Below are 17,094 nucleotides of genomic sequence, written 5' to 3'. Positions count from 1 at the left end.
TTCTAGCCTGTTCGCGTGTAGGATATGCGCCATTTTGCCAAGGATGCTCACAATGTTTGACTCGTGCAAGGAAGCCTGGCACCGGGTTTCCGGGGCTTTTCTCACCGTAGTGAGCGTTCTTTCCAAAGTCGTTGGCTGGTTGCTGAAAAGCCTCTTTGGCCAGTGGCAGCCGCCCTTCTGGCTGAGGGCTATCGGCGCTGGGCTGACGACGCTGGGGCACAAGGCCCGAACTTATCCGCGCCAGACCACTGGCGGCGTGTTGGGCTTGCTGCTGGTAGTGGCAGCGGTTTTTTACGGCTGGCACTGGTATTCAAACCTGCCGAAACCGCACACCGTGGCCTATTCGGTGCACAAGCCGAATCTGACGGATTACACCCAGCAGCCCGCCATCGTCGATACCCTGCAAATCCGCTTCGCCGAATCGGTGGCGCCGTTGCAGGACATTGGCAAGCCCGTCACTCAGGGCATTAGCCTCAAGCCCGCCGTCCAAGGCACCTGGAGCTGGACCGATGATCGCAGCCTGTTGTTCGTGCCGGACCAGGACTGGCCGATTGACGCCCATTACAGTCTCGAACTCTCAAAGAGCAACCTGCTGGCTGACGGTGTGCTACTGGCGGAATACAACAGCCAGATAACCACCCCGCCATTCCGCGGCCAACTGACCCAGAACGAGCTGTACCAGGACCCGGTCAATCCGACACTGAAACAGCAGGTGGCGACCTTCCGCTTCTCCCACCCGGTGGACGAAGAAAGCCTGCGCAAGCGAGTGTCCATTACCCTTGGCAAAGGCTTGGCCTACCGCGATGCCCAAGCGCCTAACCTGCCGGAAATCAGCTTCGACGAACGCAAGCTCAACGCCTACATCCGTTCCGCCGCCCTGGCCACGCCGCTGGAAAACGCCTCGGTCACGATCAAACTCGACGAAGGCATCAAGGCTCGAGATGGCGGCAACACCAGCCCTGCGCCGTTGAGCGCCGATGTGACGGTGCCCGGGCGTTATCGCCTGACCTTCAGCAGCGCCGACATCCAGTTTGTCGACAACGAACGCGGCGAGCCGGAACCTGTGCTGATGTTCAGCAGCTCCAACGCTGTGGCCGATGAGACCATCGCCGGTAAGGTCCAGGCCTGGCTGCTGCCGGAAAAAGCCAAGGATGACCATCGCCCCTGGTCCACCAGCGAAATCGACGAAAAACTGTTGGCCCGCAGCACCCCGGTCAAACTGACTCATGTACCGAGCATCGAGCCGCTGAACACCCAGCACGCCTTCAAGTTCAAGGCCCCGGCGGGCCGCATGCTGTATGCACGGGTCCCGGCCAATCTGGAAGCCATCGGCGGTTACCTGGCAAAAAATCCTGTGGCGTCGCTGGTGAGCATGCCGGCCTATCCGCGTACCTTGCAGTTCCTCTCCAACGGTGCATTGCTGAGCCTCAACGGCGAAAAACGCCTGGGTTTCATGGCCCGTGGCGTGCCCGGCGCCCATGTGGAAATCGCCCGTTTACTGCCCAACCAATTGCAGCACCTGGTGGATCAAAGCAGCGGCAGCTTCGCCCGGCCAAACTTCGGCAACGACTATTTCGACCGGATGGTAGAGCGCATGTCCCTGGACATTCCGCTTTCGGCCGCCGATCCGTCGAAAACCCTCTATGACAACGTAGACCTCAGCCGTTACCTCACCGCCAACGGTGGCCGCAGAGGGATTTTCGTCCTCAAGCTGAGCCCCCAGGACGATCCGGCCGAGCGCACCTTCGACGGTTATTCGCGCAACACCACCAGTGACTTGCGCTTTATCGTGGTCACAGACCTGGGGATCATCGCCAAACGCTCCAGCGACGGCAGCCACGATGTGTACGTGCAATCCATCGGCAACGGTTCACCCGTGGCCGACGCTCAGGTCGATATCATCGGCCGCAACGGCTTGCCGGTGAGCAGCGGTAAAACCGACACCGAAGGCCACGCCCACTTTGCCAAACTCGACGAGTTGCGCCGTGAAAAAACGCCACTGATGTACGTGGTAACCCGTGGTAACGACCAGTCCTTCCTGCCAATTGCCCGACAGTCCCAGCAATTGGACCTGTCGCGTTTCGACGTCGGCGGCCTGAAAGAAGACGGCGCTATCGACCGCTTGAGCGCTTACCTGTTTACCGACCGCGGCCTCTATCGCCCCGGCGAGACCGCGCATCTGGGCATGATCGTGCGTAGCGGCAATTGGAAAGGTGTGCTGCAAGGCCTGCCACTGGAGTTGCAAATCACCGACCCACGGGGCCTCGAAGTGATACGCCAGCCGCTGAAGCTGTCGGCCTCGGGTTTTGAAAGCTTCGATTTCGCCAGCAGTGAAGTAGCGCCGGCCGGGGATTACACCGCGACCCTGCAACTGATTGGCGAACAACAGACCCGCACCGATTTGGGCAGCGTCAGCTTCAAGGTTCGCGACTTCGAGCCGGACCGCATGAAAGTCAGTCTGAGCCTGCACGATACGCCGGTACAAGGCTGGATACCGCCGGAGCAAGTGGTGGCCAAGGTCACCGCGATGCACCTGTTCGGCGCTCCGGCGTCGGGTCGGCGGGTGACCGCAAAAATGTCCCTGAGCCCAGCACTGGCTGCCTTCGATCGCTACCCGGATTACCGCTTCCGTCTCAGAGACGCCTTGGAAGAAGCCAACGCCGAGGACCTGGCAGAGACCGAGGCCGACGACAACGGCCAAGCCGTGCTCGATCTCAACTTGCAACGTTTTGCCAACAGTACTTATCGCCTGCAAGTCATGGCTCAGGTCTACGAGGCCGAAGGCGGTCGCAACGTCGCCGCCCAGAGTGCTTTGCTAGTGTCTTCGGCGCCGTACCTGGTAGGGGTGAAGAGCCAGGATTCCTTGGGCTACGTGGCCAAGGATGCGTCGCGCCAGGTGCAATGGCTGGCCGTCGCGCCGGACCTCACGCCGGTAGCGGTAGAGGGCCTGAGCACCGAGCTGGTGGAACACCGCTACGTTTCGGTGCTGATCAAGCAATCCAACGGCACCTACAAATACGAGTCGCGGATCAAGCACATCAACCAGTCAGCCACGCCCCTGCCCTTGGGTAAGGACGGCGCGAAACAGACGCTGAACACCGCCACACCAGGCGACTACACCCTGCAACTCAAGGACGCCAACGGCAACCTGCTCAACGCCATCGACTACAGCGTCGCCGGGCGTGGTAACTCTTCCCGCTCCCTGGAGCGCAACGCCGAGCTGCAACTGCGCCTGGACAAACGCAGCTATGCCACCGGCGACGAGATCGCCATCAGCATCCGTGCGCCTTACACCGGCGCCGGGCTGATCACCATCGAGCGCGATAAGGTCTACACCCAGCAGTGGTTCAAGGCCGACAGCACCAACAGCGTGCAGCACATCCGTGTGCCAGCCGGGCTGGAGGGCAATGCTTACATCAACGTGCAATTCGTGCGGGACATCGGTTCATCCGAGGTCTACATGAGTCCATTGTCCTACGGCGTGGTGCCGTTCAGCATCAACCTCGATGCGCGGCGCATGGCGCTGAAGGTCGAAGGCCCGACGAAGACCGAGCCGGGGCAGGTGCTGGACATCAAGGTCAATGCCGACCGCCCTTCCCGCGCCGTGGTCTACGCCGTGGACGAAGGCATTCTGCAAGTAGCGCGTTACCAGACCCCGGACCCGTTGGGCTTCTTTTTTCAGAAACGGGCGCTGGAGGTCGGCACCAGTCAGATTCTTGACCTGATCCTGCCGGAATTCAGCCGTTTGCTCAGTGGCGCGGCACCCGGCGGCGATACGGAAAACGCCTTGGCCTCGCACCTCAACCCGTTCAAACGCAAACACCAGCCGCCCGTGGCATGGTGGTCAGGGCTGATCGACTTGCCGGCCGGGGATACCGTGCTGCATTACCAGATCCCGGACAGCTTCAACGGCAAGTTGCACCTGTTTGCGGTGGCAGTAGATGCCAACAGCGTCGGTGTCAGCGAGGCCAGCACCGAGGTGCGCGGGCCGCTGGTGATCACGCCGAACGTGCCGGCCTTCGTTGCACCTGGTGACGTGTTCAGTGTCAGTGCCGGGATCTTCAGCAATCTGGAAGCGCCCACCCGTGTGAAATTTGAGCTGCAAACCAGCGCCGGCCTGAAAGTCGAAGGCGAGCCGAACAGCACCCTGGACCTGCAACCGCGCAAGGAAGGCATAGCCGAATTCCGGATCAAGGTCCTGGAAAACCTCGGCTCGGCGGATTTGCGCTTTGTCGCGGTGCTGCCGGACGGCAAGCGTATCCAGGTGGCCGAAACCACCTCGATCCGGCCCTTGAGTGAGCACCGGGTCGCCCTCAGCCTCGGCCGTTTCGACAGCGCCAGCAAAGAGTTGAAACCCACGCGCGAACTGTTCCCCCAACTGCGCACTGTGCAACTGGGGGTGGCCGCCTCGCCTCTGGTCTGGGCTAATGGCCTCAAGCACTACCTTGATGACTACGGTTACGCCTGTACCGAGCAATTGGTGTCCAAGGCCATGCCGACGTTGATTTGGGGCGGCACCGCACCAGAAGCGCAACTGGCCTTTACCGGCGCGGTGCGCATGCTTCGACAGCGGCAGAATCAGGCCGGTGGTTTTGGCCTGTGGGCCGCCAATCCGGACGTCGCGCCTTATGCCAGCCTGTATGCCACTGACTTCCTGATCGAAGCCAAGGAGCGCGGTCTACCGGTGCCGGAAGATGTGCTGGTGCGCGCCAACGCTTACCTCACCGACCTGGCCAACGGTCCCAGCGAAGGCCTGTCGGAGTTGCGCAACCGTGCCTACGCCAGCTACCTGCTGAGCCGTCAGGGGATTCTGGTCAGTGGTGCCTTGAGCGATATCCGCGAGCGCTACGAGAACTACTTCCGCAACAGCTGGCAGAATGACCTGGGCGCCGCCTACCTCGCCGCCAGCTACAAGTTACTGAAACAGGATCGCCAAGCCGATGCACTGGTGCGCAAAATCCCGTGGCGTTCCATCACCGACACCTGGGACAGCGACGGCCTGTATTACGACCCACTGGTCCACGACGCGGAGCACCTGCATTTGCTCAGCCGCCACTTCCCCGAGTTGCTCGGCGACGTGCCGGTGAACCTGCTGGACAAGCTCGGCAAGCGCCTCAATGAGCAGCGTTACAACTCGTTGTCGGCCGCACTGTTGTTGCGCGCCCTGGACAACTACGGCCAACAGGCGCAAAGCAGCATGACCCTCAAAGCCACGGCCTGGCTGGGAGACAAGCAGCAACAACTGTTACAGATGGCCGGCCAGCCGCCCCGCGCGGCGGTCCCGCCAGGCACGCAAAAAATGCTGATGGAAAAATCCGGCGGTCCTGCAGCGTTCTACATGCTCAGCGAGGCCGGTTTTGATCGGAGTGCGAGCCTCGATTCCATCAGTAATGGCCTGGAAATCATCCACGAATACCTCGACCTGAACGGCAGGCCCGTCAGCCAGGTGAGCGTCGGTGATGAGTTCCTGGTGCGCCTGCGACTGCGGGCCACCGATCGGGATCAGGTACAGCAAGTGGCGGTGGTCGATTTGTTGCCGGGCGGCGTCGAGCCAGTGTACCGCCTGCCGCCAGAACCACAGGCCGCCAGCGAAGACGAAGGCGACGAGTCGCATTACACCGAAGACAGCGAAACGACTAACGCCTGGCAAGCGCCGATCGGTGAGAGCGAGTTGAGCAATTGGCAACCGGACTACATCGATGTGCGCGATGACCGAGTGGTGTTTTATGGCACGGCGCTGCGAGATGTCGGCACCTTCGTCTACCGCGTACGGGCCACCAACGCCGGGACCTTCAAAACGCCACCCGCCTATGCCGAAGGCCTGTACCAAACCACCCTGCAAGGCCGTGGCAAGGTCGGTCAGCTTGAAATCGTCAAGCCTTGAAACATCCGGGACGGCGCTTGAAACCTCTGCTGGCAGTTGGGCTGGCAGTGGGCGTGCTGGCGGGGCTGCGACTGTGGCCCCATGAGCCACTGGAGCAAACCACCTCATCCTCGAGACTGGTGCTGGCCGACGACGGTTCGCTGCTGCGCATGACCTTGGCCGCCGACGGCCAGTACCGGCTGTGGCTGCCCCTGGAGCGCATCTCGCCATCGCTGGTCGAGGCGTTGCTGCTCAAGGAAGACCGCAACTTCTATTGGCACCCGGGCATCAACCCGCCGGCGCTGTTGCGGGCAGCCACGGCCACTTACAGCGGGGGCCAGCGTCAGGGCGGTTCGACCTTGAGCATGCAACTGGCGCGGCGGCTGTGGGACCTCAACACCCGGCAGGTCCCCGGCAAGCTGCAACAAATGGCCCTGGCGCTTTGGCTGGAGCTGCGTTACAGCAAACACGACATCCTCGAGGCCTACCTCAACCTGTCGCCCATGGGCGGCAATATCGAAGGTGCCGAAGCGGCAAGCCGGATTTACTTCGGTAAAGCGGCAGCGCAGTTGTCGTTGTCCGAAGCCCTCGCGCTGGCGGTGATTCCCCAGCAGCCAGGGCGGCGCGCCAACTTCGGGCCGTCGCTGCAAAATGCTCGCCTGCGGCTGATGGCGGACTGGCGCCAGACTTATCCCGAGGACCCGCGTAACAGCAGTTTGCTGGAGCTGCCCCTGGAGGCGCGCACTCGTCAGCAGATTCCCTTCCTGGCGCCTCATTTGAGCGAACAGCTGCTGACGTCCCAGACCGGTAATGAGCTCAACACTACTCTCAACCTGCCCCTGCAACGGCTGCTGGAACGTTTGATTGGCGGCTTTATCGCCGAACGTCGCAGCATCGGCATCGAGAACGCCACGGCGATCCTGGTGGACAGCCGCGACCAGAGCGTCAAGGCGCTGGTGGGTTCAGCGGATTACTTATCCACCGCCATTCACGGGCAGGTCAACGGCGTGCTGGCGCGGCGCTCACCCGGCTCGACCCTCAAGCCGTTTCTCTATGGGCTTGCGTTGGATCAGGGTTTGATCCACCCCATGAGTATTCTCAAGGACATGCCCAGTAACTTCGGCTACTTCCAGCCGGAAAACTTCGATGGCAGTTTTGTCGGCCCACTGACAGCCCGGGACGCGTTGATTCGCAGCCGCAATATTCCAGCGGTGTGGCTGGCCAGCCAGGTCAAGTCCCCTTCGTTGTACGGCTTGTTGCAAAAGGCCGGGATCAAGGGATTACGGGGCGAGAGCCATTACGGGCTGGCCCTGGCCCTGGGCGGTGGCGAGATGACAGCCGAAGAGCTGGCGCGGCTTTACCTGATGTTGGCCGGCGACGGGCATTTGCGGCCGTTGCGCTACCTCGTCGAGCAGCCTCAGGCCAGCGGTGCCGCGCTGCTGACGCCGCAAGCCGCGTTCATGGTGCGCGATATGCTCAGGCACAACCCGCGCCCGGATGGCTTGCCGGCCAACAGCTCTAGTCGGCACTGGCGTACCGCCTGGAAAACCGGCACCTCCTGGGGCTTTCACGATGCCTGGAGCGCCGGAATCGTCGGCCCGTACGTGTTGGTCGTGTGGGTCGGTAATTTTGACGGCCGGCCTAATCCGGCGTTCATCGGCGCAAAGACGGCAGCGCCACTGTTCTTTCGCATCGCCGACGCCCTTCCCCTCGCCTTGCCCACCGTAGCCGATAAAGTCGACAAGCCTCCCGCAGGGCTGACGCGCATCGACGTCTGCGCTGCCTCCGGCGAGTTGCCCAACCGCTGGTGCCCCTCGACCCGCAAGACCTGGTATATCCCCGGGGTCTCACCCATTCGCGTGTCCAACCTGCATCGCCCAGTGCTGCTCGACACCCGCACCGGCAAAGCAGCCTGCCCGCCGTTCGATCCGCAGTACACCCGCGAAGAGGTCTTCGAGTTCTGGCCCAGCGATGTGCAACGACTGTTCCGCGCCGCCGGCCTGCCACGGCGCACGCCGCCTGACGCGCTCAAGAACTGCCAGCCCAATCGCCACGGCGATCAGAGCGAAGCCCCGCAAATCCGCTCGCCGCTGACCCAGGTCACCTATCAGTTGCGCCTGTCCCAACCCCAGGAAAGCATTCCCCTGAACGCCAACGCCGCGAGTGATGCCTTGACCCTGTATTGGTTCGCCGACCAGACCCTGATCGGTCAGGGTCCACCCCAAGCCACTCTGAACTGGCGACCAGGCAAGTCGGGGGAGTATCACTTGCGGGTCAGTGATGATCAGGGTCGCAGCGTGAGCCGGGGATTACGGGTAGAGTTTTTGCCTTAGCCAAGTGGGGACAGACCGAGGGACTGTATGACCACGCATCAGTCATTACTTGATGCATGGGTACAACTGAAACCAAAACGGGCCTGCATCTGCAGGCCCGTTTTCAGTGGGGTGGTAAGGGTGTTTCAGGCATCAACTATTGAATGCGGCCTGTTCGTTCTCGAGAAATTCTTCTTCAAGCAGCGCATCGGCATGACCACCTGAATTGATCGGCGTGACGCTGGCGCGTTTACCGCGCAATTTGCCGAACAGGTGTTCCAGCGCATGTTCAAGCTTGGTGGCCGCCCCTTCGATGGCCAGTTCCAGTGTGTCGGCTTTATGAGTAACGGATACCGGTTGATGGCCTTTTGGCCGCGCTTCAAGCTGGCAGCGCATGTCGTGTGGACCGGGTTTATCGCCGTTCTCGTCCCGCAGATGCACTTCGACCCGTGTCAGGTCTTCTTCGTATCGTTCGAGCGTGCTCTCAATGGTAGTACGTACCCACTCCTCCAGTCGGATGCTGCTTTGAATATGGTTATCGCTATTGACTTGGATTTGCATAGTTCATCCCTTATTTCAGCTAGCTCGCGAGAGGTCCGGTGCAGTGTTTGAAACCTGGTTGGCCGTGACCTCTTGGTTACAGAGTTGGGCAGACGGAGAAACAATTCAACCCCTAAAAAAAGATAAATATTCATACGCAAAAAAAGCCGGACAACCGACAAAAGCGCTGTTAATGTCGGGAGTCGACTCGACCTGCAACGCTGCAATAAATCCTCACAATTGCCCCTCGCCCAAGGGGTGCAACCCGCGAAAAATCTCCGCCTCCTCTACCAGCCAGTCATGCACCGCACGCACGCCCGGATGGCTCAGCGCGCCCGGTGAATACAGCAACACATAACGTTTGTAGTTGGGCACCGCGACGCCGAACGGTACGATCAGCGTGCCACGCTCCAGTTCATCGTTGAGCAAGGTCCGTCGGGCAATGGCCACGCCCATCCCGGCAATCGCCGCCTCGATGGTCAGGTGGTTGCGGTTGAAGGTATGCCCGCGCCGTACGTCGGCGCCGTCGAAGCCGATGGCATTCAGGTAAAACTCCCACTCCGCGTATTCATAACTGCCGCGCCAGGCGGTGATGTCGTGCAACAACGGAAAATGCACCAGATCAGCCGGCCCGTGCAGCGGCGGTCGGCCACGCAGCAGGCTCGGTGCGCAGACCGGGAAAATTTGCTCATCGAGCAAGGCTGTGGATAACAATCCCGGGTAACTGCCATCGTTCAAGTCGATGGCCAGGTCGAAGTCGCCTTCGTGCAGCGCCACGCTGCTGTCCTCGGCCACCAGCCGCAACTGGATATCCGGAAACCGCTGCTGCAAACGCGGCAGACGCGGCGTCAGCCATTTACCGAGAAACGAAGGAATCGAGCGCAAACGCAGGATGCCGCTGATCATCCCTGCGTCCAGCCGGCGCAATTCCGCATCGATGCTGCCGTAGGCTTCGTTAACGGTAATCGCCAGCCGCTGGCCTTCGGCACTCAATTCGACGCCCCGGGCACGGCGGTGAAACAGGCGAAACCCCAGGCGTTCTTCCAACTGGCGGATCTGCTGACTGACGGCGCCGGGGGTGATGTGCAGTTCTTCGGCACAGCGGGTGAACGACAAGTGGCGTGCCGCACAGGAAAACACATGCAACCAGACATAAGTCTGGGCATGAAATTGACGACTCATCGTTTAGTCCTACTAAAGCCTGTCTTAGGAAGTTTCGTTGGTCAGGGCTGACCGAGGTAGGCAGTATCGCCGACATTGCGCTTGGCCTACAAAAAATGGCGGCGATTCCTACTCCATTGCTTGTAAGGCTTTAGCATGGCTATCAGTGTTTTCGATCTCTTCAAAGTCGGCATCGGTCCGTCCAGTTCCCACACCGTCGGCCCGATGCGCGCTACGGCGACCTTCGCCCAGGCGCTGTTTGACCAGGGTTTGCTGGAGCAAATCCGGCGGGTGGAAGTCCGTCTCTACGGCTCACTGTCCGCCACCGGTGTCGGCCACGCCACCGATCGCGCCTGCGTCATGGGCCTGATGGGCGAATGGCCGGACAGCATCGACCCGAGCTGCATCGGTCCGCGTATTCAGCAGTTGCGCGAAAGCGGCGAACTGCTGCTGGCCGGTCGCCGGTACATTGCCTTCGATTGGCAACGCGATTTGCTGCTGCTCGATGAAAGCCTGCCCTACCACCCCAACGCCATGTCACTGACAGCCTTTGGCGAAAACGGCCAGCTGTGGGAACAAACCTACTACTCGGTGGGCGGCGGTTTCATCGTCGAAGCAGCCGAAGCCGAGTCCGGTGTACCAGCCGCCAGCGATGTGGTGTTGCCGTACGAGTTTTCCAGCGCCGTGGAATTGCTGTCGTTGTGCAACCAGCACGGCCTGCGGGTTTCCGAGCTGATGATGGCCAACGAACGGGCCTGGCGCAGCGATGCGGAAATTCGCAAAGGCCTGCTGCACATCTGGTCGGTGATGCGTGAATGCGTCGAGCAAGGCCTGCGCCACGAAGGCATCCTGCCGGGTGGCCTGGATGTGCCGCGCCGCGCCGCGAAATTGCACCGCAGCCTGTTGGAAATCGGCAAACCGAACGTCATCAGTTCGACCCTCTCGGCAATGGAATGGGTCAACCTGTTCGCCCTCGCCGTGAACGAAGAAAACGCCGCCGGCGGACGCATGGTCACCGCACCGACCAACGGCGCGGCGGGGATCATCCCGGCGGTGCTGCATTACTACATGAAGTTCAACCCCGACGCTTCGGACGACGATGTCGTGGCGTTTTTCCTCGCGGCCGCGTCGGTGGGCATCCTCTGCAAAAAGAACGCCTCGATCTCTGGTGCCGAAGTCGGCTGCCAGGGTGAAGTCGGTTCCGCCTGCGCCATGGCCGCTGCCGGCCTTGCCGACGTCTTGGGCGCGACGCCCGAGCAACTGGAAAACGCCGCCGAAATCGGCCTGGAACACAACCTTGGCCTGACCTGCGACCCGGTCGGCGGGCTGGTTCAGGTGCCGTGCATCGAGCGCAACGCGATTGCCGCCGTGAAGGCGATCAACGCCACGCAAATGGCCCTGCGCGGCGACGGCAAACACTTCATTTCCCTCGACCGGGTAATCCGCACCATGCGCGATACCGGCGCCGATATGCACGACAAATACAAAGAAACTTCACGGGGCGGCCTGGCGGTGAGCTGGGTGGAGTGCTGACGAGCATTCCCTGACCGCCTGCATTACGTGAGCCCGAGCAAGAATAATAACGAGGCGATACTGATGACCGATGTACGTACACCTGCTGCCGATAATCCTGCTGTAGACCTCAAACGCGACACCGCAACAACCCGCAAAGGCTGGAGCAAACACGACACCACCTGGATGCTCGGCCTTTACGGCACGGCGATTGGTGCGGGCACCCTGTTCCTGCCGATCAACGCCGGCGTCGGCGGTTTCTGGCCGTTGCTGGTGCTGGCGCTGCTGGCTTTCCCGATGACCTTCTTCGCCCACCGCGGCCTGACCCGCTTCGTGCTGTCCGGGCGTTCCGGGGACATCACCGAAGTGGTGGAAGAACACTTCGGCATCGGTGCCGGCAAGCTGATCACCCTGCTGTATTTCTTTGCGATTTTCCCGATTTTGCTGGTGTACAGCGTGGCGCTGACCAACACCCTGAGCAGCTTCATGGAGCATCAGTTGCACATCGCACCGCCCCCTCGTGCGGTGTTGTCGCTGGCGCTGATTCTGGGCCTGATGGCGATTGTCCGTTGCGGTCAGGGCGTGATCGTCAAATGCATGAGCGTGCTGGTTTACCCGTTTGTCGCCGCGTTGCTGTTGCTCGGTGTGAGCCTGATCCCGAACTGGAACGGCGCGTTCTTCGCCTCGGCCAGTGACGGCATGCCGTTGCCGCTGTTCTTCAAAACCCTGTGGCTGGCGATCCCGGTAATGGTGTTCTCGTTCAACCATTCGCCGATCATCTCCGCCTTCGCCGTCGACCAGAAACAGCGCTACGGCGCCCAAGCCGAGCCGAAAAGCAGCGGCATTCTCGCCGTCGCCCACAGCATGATGGTGCTGACGGTGATGTTCTTCTGCTTCAGCTGTGTGCTGGCCCTGTCGCCGGCCGACCTTGCCGCCGCGAAGGCGCAGAACATCTCGATCCTGTCGTACCTGGCCAACCACTTCCAGACCCCGGTCATCGCCTATGCCGCACCGTTGATCGCGCTGGTGGCAATCACCAAATCCTTCCTCGGCCACTACATCGGTGCCAGCGAAGGCTTTCAGGGCCTGATCGTGAAAAGCCTGCGCGGCCGTGGCCGGGCGATGCCGGCCAGCTGGCTGAACCGCGTGACTGCGCTGTTCATGATCCTCAGCTGCTGGGCCGTGGCGACCTTCAACCCGAGCATCCTGGGCATGATCGAAACCCTCGGCGGGCCGGTGATCGCCTGCCTGTTGTTCCTGATGCCGATGTACGCGATCCGCCGCGTGCCGTCGCTGCGCCAGTATTCGGGGCAAGCCTCGAACGTGTTCGTGGTACTGATCGGCCTGATCGCACTGTCAGCGATCATCTACTCCGTCATGCCCTGAAACGGACCGTGAATGAAAAAGGCGAGTCATTGGGCTCGCCTTTTTATTGCCGGTTTATTGACCCGGAGCAGGACCGGCATGGCCCTTGCTTCGTCAGAATGGAGGCACACGGATGTTGTTGAAACCTCAGCGAACGGCCTGCCGATGGTCTGGAAAAGCGAACCAATCCTGATCCTGGCGGGTCAATGACTGCACGATCCAATCAAGCGGTGACGCATTATGGATAACCCCTTTCAACTGATCACCGACGTTTTTGCGCCGGATTATCAGGTCAACCTGAGCATCCAAGGGCTCGACGGCAGCATCATGCTGACCCTCTCCAAAACCGGCCGAATCGTCGCCAAGCGGATGATCAGCGCCGAACAACGCAATGACCCGCAACGCCTGAAACGGCTGGTGCAAAGCATTCAGTTCGGCATCGCCATCGAACAAGGCCACAGCGCCGTGGCGATCCTTGAAGCGATGACCAATGGCGACAAGCTCAAATTGCCACCGCCCTCACCCAAGGCTCACCCCCCTCGGCCTGCAAGGTTTTAAAGCTCGCCCTTCTCGACTTCCGGATGCTCACCGGAGCCCGCCCCGGTCTTGCGCTGTGGGTGCTCGATCTTCACCGACGGGAATTGCGAAGAGGCATAGCGCACCACCAGAATCGAAAACGCCAGCAGCAGAATTCCGCCGCACAGGTAGATGATCCCGAGGTCCGGCGGGTTGTGGTGCGATACGTTGGAGATCAACAGGCGCGTCAACGCGGTAATCGCCACGTAGATCAGGAAGCGCACCGGCATGTGGTTGGTCTTGAAGTAAATCCCGACCATCGCCCCCAGCTCGAGGTAGATGAACAGCAGCAGGATGTCATCGATCTTGATGTCACCCTCCTTGATCATCAGCAGAAATTCCGCCACCGCCGCCCAGGCGGTGACTGCACCGATGGCGAACAGCGCCAGGTAATGGAACGTCTCAACAAAGAGGTTGCCCAGCGATCCGGCCAACTCATGGACGTTCTGGCGAAGCTTTTCAGCCCAATTGATATTCACGGTAATTCTTCCTTAGGTCGGCTCGACCGATGATGCAGGTTTGACGTGACGGTTGTTCTGCATGCAGAAAAAAGGCCAGCGGCAGGGAGTGAGAGGGTGGCGGAGTGACTTGAGGCACTTCGGGGCGCTTGAGGGTGAATGTAGGACCGTTCTGAATTTGGTTTTTGGGCATCGGATGGATTTCTAGGGGCGCGCCAGCAGGCACGCACCCTGCGGCGATTAGCAGCCTCCCAGGCGCTAAAAAACCATACAGAGCCAGCACATCGCTACGATTGTGCCCCCAATTTCTGCACGCTAACGTCAAACCGTCGCTGCCCATTCAGCGACCGGGCCTGAGAACCTGGGTAATATAGAGACGCACCAACGCCCTACTTCACGATTGCCGGCGTTTTTTTATGCCTGCATTTCCGTGTCATGGCGGCTGTGCGTGGGAGACCTTCGGGTCTGCCGGGTCCTATATACCGGTTCTCAGCCTGCGCATAGCTGCCACCCATTCGCCTGAGAACGAATGAGGCAGCTCTCACCGATATATAGGAGTTTTGCCAATGACTAACCTCCAAAACCTGACAACCGCTGGCCTCACGCCCTTCTCCATCCACTCCGACCAAGCCCTGTTCCGCGTCAACAGCGGCGTCTCGATCCACGAAGCCTTGTCCCATGTGTCCGACTTGCTCCACCTCTCCAAACTGCTGGCCGAAGATGCGGCGATGGAACGCGGCAAGGACCGCTATGCCTGGGCATCGCATTATTTGCAGGAGATGAGTAAGGCGGTGATCGATGATGTGGTGAAGGTGCTGGGGGCGCCGGGTAATAACCGCGATTGAATGGAAAAAGCCCCGTGCTTCTCTTGAAGGCGGGGCTTTTCAGGTGTTCGACCATCAGCTCACGAATTGTGACGCAGAGCGTCACAAGATGCATTCCCACGCGGAGCGTGGGAACGATCATCGACAATGAAGTGGCATTCCCCACCACTCAACAGGCCGAGCGTTAGCTCGCCTGCCGCTTTTGATCTTGATCCACCCGCCCCTATCGGAAGGCCGAGTGGAGGTGTTCATCAGGGGGGTGGCGCGCAGCGCCGTACGGCGCAGCCGGACACATCGAGAGGAGGTCGAAGCGAAGCCGACCGTAGGCGATGCCCCCTGATGGACACCGGAGCGAGGGGACGCCGAGCCTAGGCGAGGTGCCGTACGCTTGGGGCGAAGACCTTTGCTTCCTTTGGGGCGTCTGCCAAAGGGAGTCGCTGTAAGAGCGAAACCCTAAGTGGCCGTTACCGCAGGAATGGATATGTACACCTGCAAGAGACTGGTCGGCTATCGGGCCGCCATCGCGGGCAAGCCAGCTCACACAGGTAAATCCGGGGACAATAAAAAACCCCGCACATCTCTCGAAGGCGGGGCTTTTTGTACAACCGCAAAACCTTAAGGCGCGTAAGTCAGCAACAACTCGCTCGGCACCTTGAAGTCCAGCGACATCATCACGCTCAACGCCGTGATGGTGAAAATCGAAAACACGAACAGCTTGCGTGCCCAAACCGTGTCATCCACCGCCTTGTAGCCAGTCCAGGCCATGTACAACCAGTACATGCCCATCGCCGCCGCAACCGCAAGATAACTCATGCCCGCATAACCGCTGAACGTCAGCATCAAGGTCGCCACCAGGAACGCCAGGATGTAGAGCAGGATGTGCTTCTTCGCCACCTGAATCCCGCGCTTCACCGGCAACACCGGAATCGATGCCGCCAGGTAATCGTTGAAGCGAAAGATCGCGATCGCGTAAGAATGCGGCATCTGCCACAAGCTGAACATCACCAGCAGCGTCAGCGCCGCCATGTCGAAGTTATTGCTCACCGCGACATAGCCAATCACCGGCGGCATCGCCCCCGACAGACTGCCCACCAGCGTGCCGTGAACCGACTTGCGCTTGAGGTACAGGCTGTAGAAGCCGACGTAGATGACAAAACCGATCACCGCGAACAACGCCGCCAGCGGGTTGGCCACGCGATACAGCAAGGCCACGCCGGCGACGCCCAGGACGGTCGCGTAAACCAGTGCCAGTTTCAGGGAGATCAGGCCCTGGACCAGCACGCGGTTCTTGGTGCGTTCCATCTTCAGGTCGATGTCACGGTCGATGCAGTTGTTGAACACGCAACCCGACGCAACCACCAGGGACGTGCCGATCATCGCAGCCAGGAAAATGGCCAGATCGACATGCCCTTTCGAGGCCAGGAAAAACCCGCCTGCCACAGAAAGCACGTTACCGAAAATGATCCCCGGTTTGGTGATTTGGATAAAGTGCTTTAAGGACATCCGGACTTTCCTCAGTGCGCCATCATGACGGAATGGATGCTGTACATGATCCACAGCGACAGACCGACCAACAGGACAATAACCAGCGCCGCGAAAACAAACGCAATCACGTTGTTACGCTGGGCGGCAGAGCGGTCCAGGTGGAGGAAGTAGACCAGGTGCACCAGCACCTGGATCACTGCGAAGGCCAGTACGATCCCCAGGGTCATGGCTTTCGGCAGGGATGGGTACATCACCAGGCCGAAAGGAATGATGGTCAGGATCACCGACAGGATGAAGCCGATGGCGTAGGACTTGACGCTGCCGTGGCTGGCGTCGTGACTATCGTGTGAGTGAGCTGCGTTAGCCATTTACAGAGTCCCCATCAGGTAAACAACGGTGAATACGCAGATCCACACTACGTCCAGGAAGTGCCAGAACAGGCTCAGGCAGCTCAGACGGGTCTTGTTGGTCGCCGTCAGGCCATTCTTCTGGACCTGATACATCATGATCGCCATCCAGATCAGACCGCTGGTCACGTGCAGACCGTGGGTACCGACCAGGGTGAAGAACCCGGACAGGAAGCCGCTGCGGTTCGGACCGAAGCCTTCGGAGATCAGCGTATGGAACTCGTTGATCTCCATGCCGATGAAGCCCAGACCGAACAGGAAGGTGATGGCCAACCAGCCCAGCACCTGAGTCTTCTTGCCTTTGAACAACGCCAGCATGGCGAAGCCGTAGGTGATCGAGCTGAGCAACAGGCAGGCGGTTTCACCCAGCACGTAAGGCAGTTCGAAGATGTCGTGGCCCGACGGGCCACCCGCTACGTTGTTTACCAGTACCGCGTACACCGCGAAGATCGACGCAAACAGAATGCAGTCGGTCATCAGGTAGAGCCAGAAACCGAATACGGTCATCTCGCCCGAGTCGTGGTGATGGTCATCGTGCCCATGGTCATGACCATGGGCGTGTCCAACATTGGTCACTAAGTTCGACATGGT

Annotated in this window: 12 protein-coding genes; 6 read left to right on the top strand and 6 right to left on the bottom strand. The window is 60.4% G+C overall.

Going from position 1 to position 17,094, the window contains the following annotated elements; all coding sequences use genetic code 11:
• The first annotated feature begins 52 nt into the window (after positions 1 to 52).
• Together FPT12_RS05885 and pbpC are read left to right on the top strand one after the other, a co-directional pair.
• Positions 53 to 5,884: an alpha-2-macroglobulin gene (locus tag FPT12_RS05885; RefSeq protein WP_145015053.1), complete on the top strand. Its 5,832-nt coding sequence runs from the start codon at positions 53 to 55 to the stop codon at positions 5,882 to 5,884.
• A 17-nt stretch (positions 5,885 to 5,901) separates the two neighbouring features.
• Positions 5,902 to 8,196: a penicillin-binding protein 1C gene (gene pbpC, locus FPT12_RS05880; protein ID WP_371922500.1), complete on the top strand. Its 2,295-nt coding sequence runs from the start codon at positions 5,902 to 5,904 to the stop codon at positions 8,194 to 8,196.
• Positions 8,197 to 8,328: 132 nt separating this feature from the next.
• On the opposite strand, the gene FPT12_RS05875 is transcribed toward pbpC, so the two are convergent.
• Both FPT12_RS05875 and FPT12_RS05870 read right to left on the bottom strand, forming a co-directional pair.
• Positions 8,329 to 8,736, bottom strand: coding sequence for an HPF/RaiA family ribosome-associated protein (locus FPT12_RS05875; RefSeq protein ID WP_145015051.1), 408 nt, complete (start codon positions 8,734 to 8,736; stop codon positions 8,329 to 8,331).
• 213 nt (positions 8,737 to 8,949) lie between these two features.
• Complete coding sequence (locus FPT12_RS05870; protein ID WP_019693524.1) at positions 8,950 to 9,897, bottom strand: LysR substrate-binding domain-containing protein; 948 nt, start codon at positions 9,895 to 9,897, stop codon at positions 8,950 to 8,952.
• Positions 9,898 to 10,032: 135 nt separating this feature from the next.
• Between FPT12_RS05870 and FPT12_RS05865 the strand changes: the two genes are divergently transcribed.
• From FPT12_RS05865 to FPT12_RS05855, 3 genes are all read left to right on the top strand, one after another.
• A complete protein-coding gene (locus FPT12_RS05865; RefSeq protein WP_145015050.1) occupies positions 10,033 to 11,409 on the top strand; it encodes an L-serine ammonia-lyase in 1,377 nt (458 codons plus the stop codon).
• A 63-nt stretch (positions 11,410 to 11,472) separates the two neighbouring features.
• Positions 11,473 to 12,774 carry an HAAAP family serine/threonine permease gene (locus tag FPT12_RS05860; RefSeq protein ID WP_145015049.1) on the top strand — a complete coding sequence of 434 codons (1,302 nt, stop codon included), beginning with the start codon at positions 11,473 to 11,475 and terminating at the stop codon, positions 12,772 to 12,774.
• Positions 12,775 to 12,993: 219 nt separating this feature from the next.
• Positions 12,994 to 13,311 (top strand): DUF3509 domain-containing protein, encoded by a 318-nt coding sequence (locus FPT12_RS05855; protein ID WP_145015048.1) that lies wholly within the window; start codon positions 12,994 to 12,996, stop codon positions 13,309 to 13,311.
• Here FPT12_RS05855 and FPT12_RS05850 read toward each other — a convergent pair.
• Complete coding sequence (locus FPT12_RS05850) at positions 13,308 to 13,808, bottom strand: phosphate-starvation-inducible protein PsiE (protein ID WP_145015047.1); 501 nt, start codon at positions 13,806 to 13,808, stop codon at positions 13,308 to 13,310. The genes FPT12_RS05855 and FPT12_RS05850 overlap by 4 nt on opposite strands.
• 545 nt (positions 13,809 to 14,353) lie before the next feature.
• On the opposite strand from FPT12_RS05850, the gene FPT12_RS05845 reads away from it, so the two are divergent.
• Positions 14,354 to 14,632, top strand: a complete 279-nt coding sequence (locus FPT12_RS05845) for a DUF3077 domain-containing protein (protein WP_145015046.1) — start codon at positions 14,354 to 14,356, stop codon at positions 14,630 to 14,632.
• Between the two features lie 594 nt (positions 14,633 to 15,226).
• On the opposite strand, the gene cyoE is transcribed toward FPT12_RS05845, so the two are convergent.
• The 3 genes from cyoE to FPT12_RS05830 are packed head-to-tail and all read right to left on the bottom strand — an operon-like array spanning position 15,227 to position 17,091.
• Positions 15,227 to 16,114 (bottom strand): heme o synthase, encoded by an 888-nt coding sequence (gene cyoE / locus FPT12_RS05840; protein ID WP_145015045.1) that lies wholly within the window; start codon positions 16,112 to 16,114, stop codon positions 15,227 to 15,229.
• A gap of 11 nt (positions 16,115 to 16,125) precedes the next feature.
• On the bottom strand, positions 16,126 to 16,464 hold the full coding sequence (gene cyoD, locus FPT12_RS05835) for a cytochrome o ubiquinol oxidase subunit IV (RefSeq protein WP_145015044.1): 339 nt from the start codon (positions 16,462 to 16,464) through the stop codon (positions 16,126 to 16,128).
• Entirely contained in the window at positions 16,465 to 17,091 is a 627-nt protein-coding gene (locus tag FPT12_RS05830; RefSeq protein WP_054595735.1) for a cytochrome o ubiquinol oxidase subunit III, read from the bottom strand.
• Between the last annotated feature and the right edge of the window lie 3 nt (positions 17,092 to 17,094).

The sequence above is a fragment of the Pseudomonas sp. H3(2019) genome, assembly GCF_007713465.1.
Lineage (GTDB): Bacteria > Pseudomonadota > Gammaproteobacteria > Pseudomonadales > Pseudomonadaceae > Aquipseudomonas.
This window is presented reverse-complemented; position numbering and strand designations above follow the sequence as displayed.

Bases quoted from the DNA above. Each gene is read 5' to 3' on its own strand.
- FPT12_RS05830 (WP_054595735.1), bottom strand. From the start codon at position 17,091: ATGTCGAACTTAGTGACCAATGTTGGACACGCCCATGGTCATGACCAT.
- FPT12_RS05865 (WP_145015050.1), top strand. From the start codon at position 10,033: ATGGCTATCAGTGTTTTCGATCTCTTCAAAGTCGGCATCGGTCCGTCC.
- FPT12_RS05870 (WP_019693524.1), bottom strand. From the start codon at position 9,897: ATGAGTCGTCAATTTCATGCCCAGACTTATGTCTGGTTGCATGTGTTT.
- cyoE (WP_145015045.1), bottom strand. From the start codon at position 16,114: ATGTCCTTAAAGCACTTTATCCAAATCACCAAACCGGGGATCATTTTC.
- FPT12_RS05875 (WP_145015051.1), bottom strand. From the start codon at position 8,736: ATGCAAATCCAAGTCAATAGCGATAACCATATTCAAAGCAGCATCCGA.
- FPT12_RS05845 (WP_145015046.1), top strand. From the start codon at position 14,354: ATGACTAACCTCCAAAACCTGACAACCGCTGGCCTCACGCCCTTCTCC.
- FPT12_RS05860 (WP_145015049.1), top strand. From the start codon at position 11,473: ATGACCGATGTACGTACACCTGCTGCCGATAATCCTGCTGTAGACCTC.
- cyoD (WP_145015044.1), bottom strand. From the start codon at position 16,464: ATGGCTAACGCAGCTCACTCACACGATAGTCACGACGCCAGCCACGGC.
- FPT12_RS05885 (WP_145015053.1), top strand. From the start codon at position 53: ATGTTTGACTCGTGCAAGGAAGCCTGGCACCGGGTTTCCGGGGCTTTT.
- FPT12_RS05855 (WP_145015048.1), top strand. From the start codon at position 12,994: ATGGATAACCCCTTTCAACTGATCACCGACGTTTTTGCGCCGGATTAT.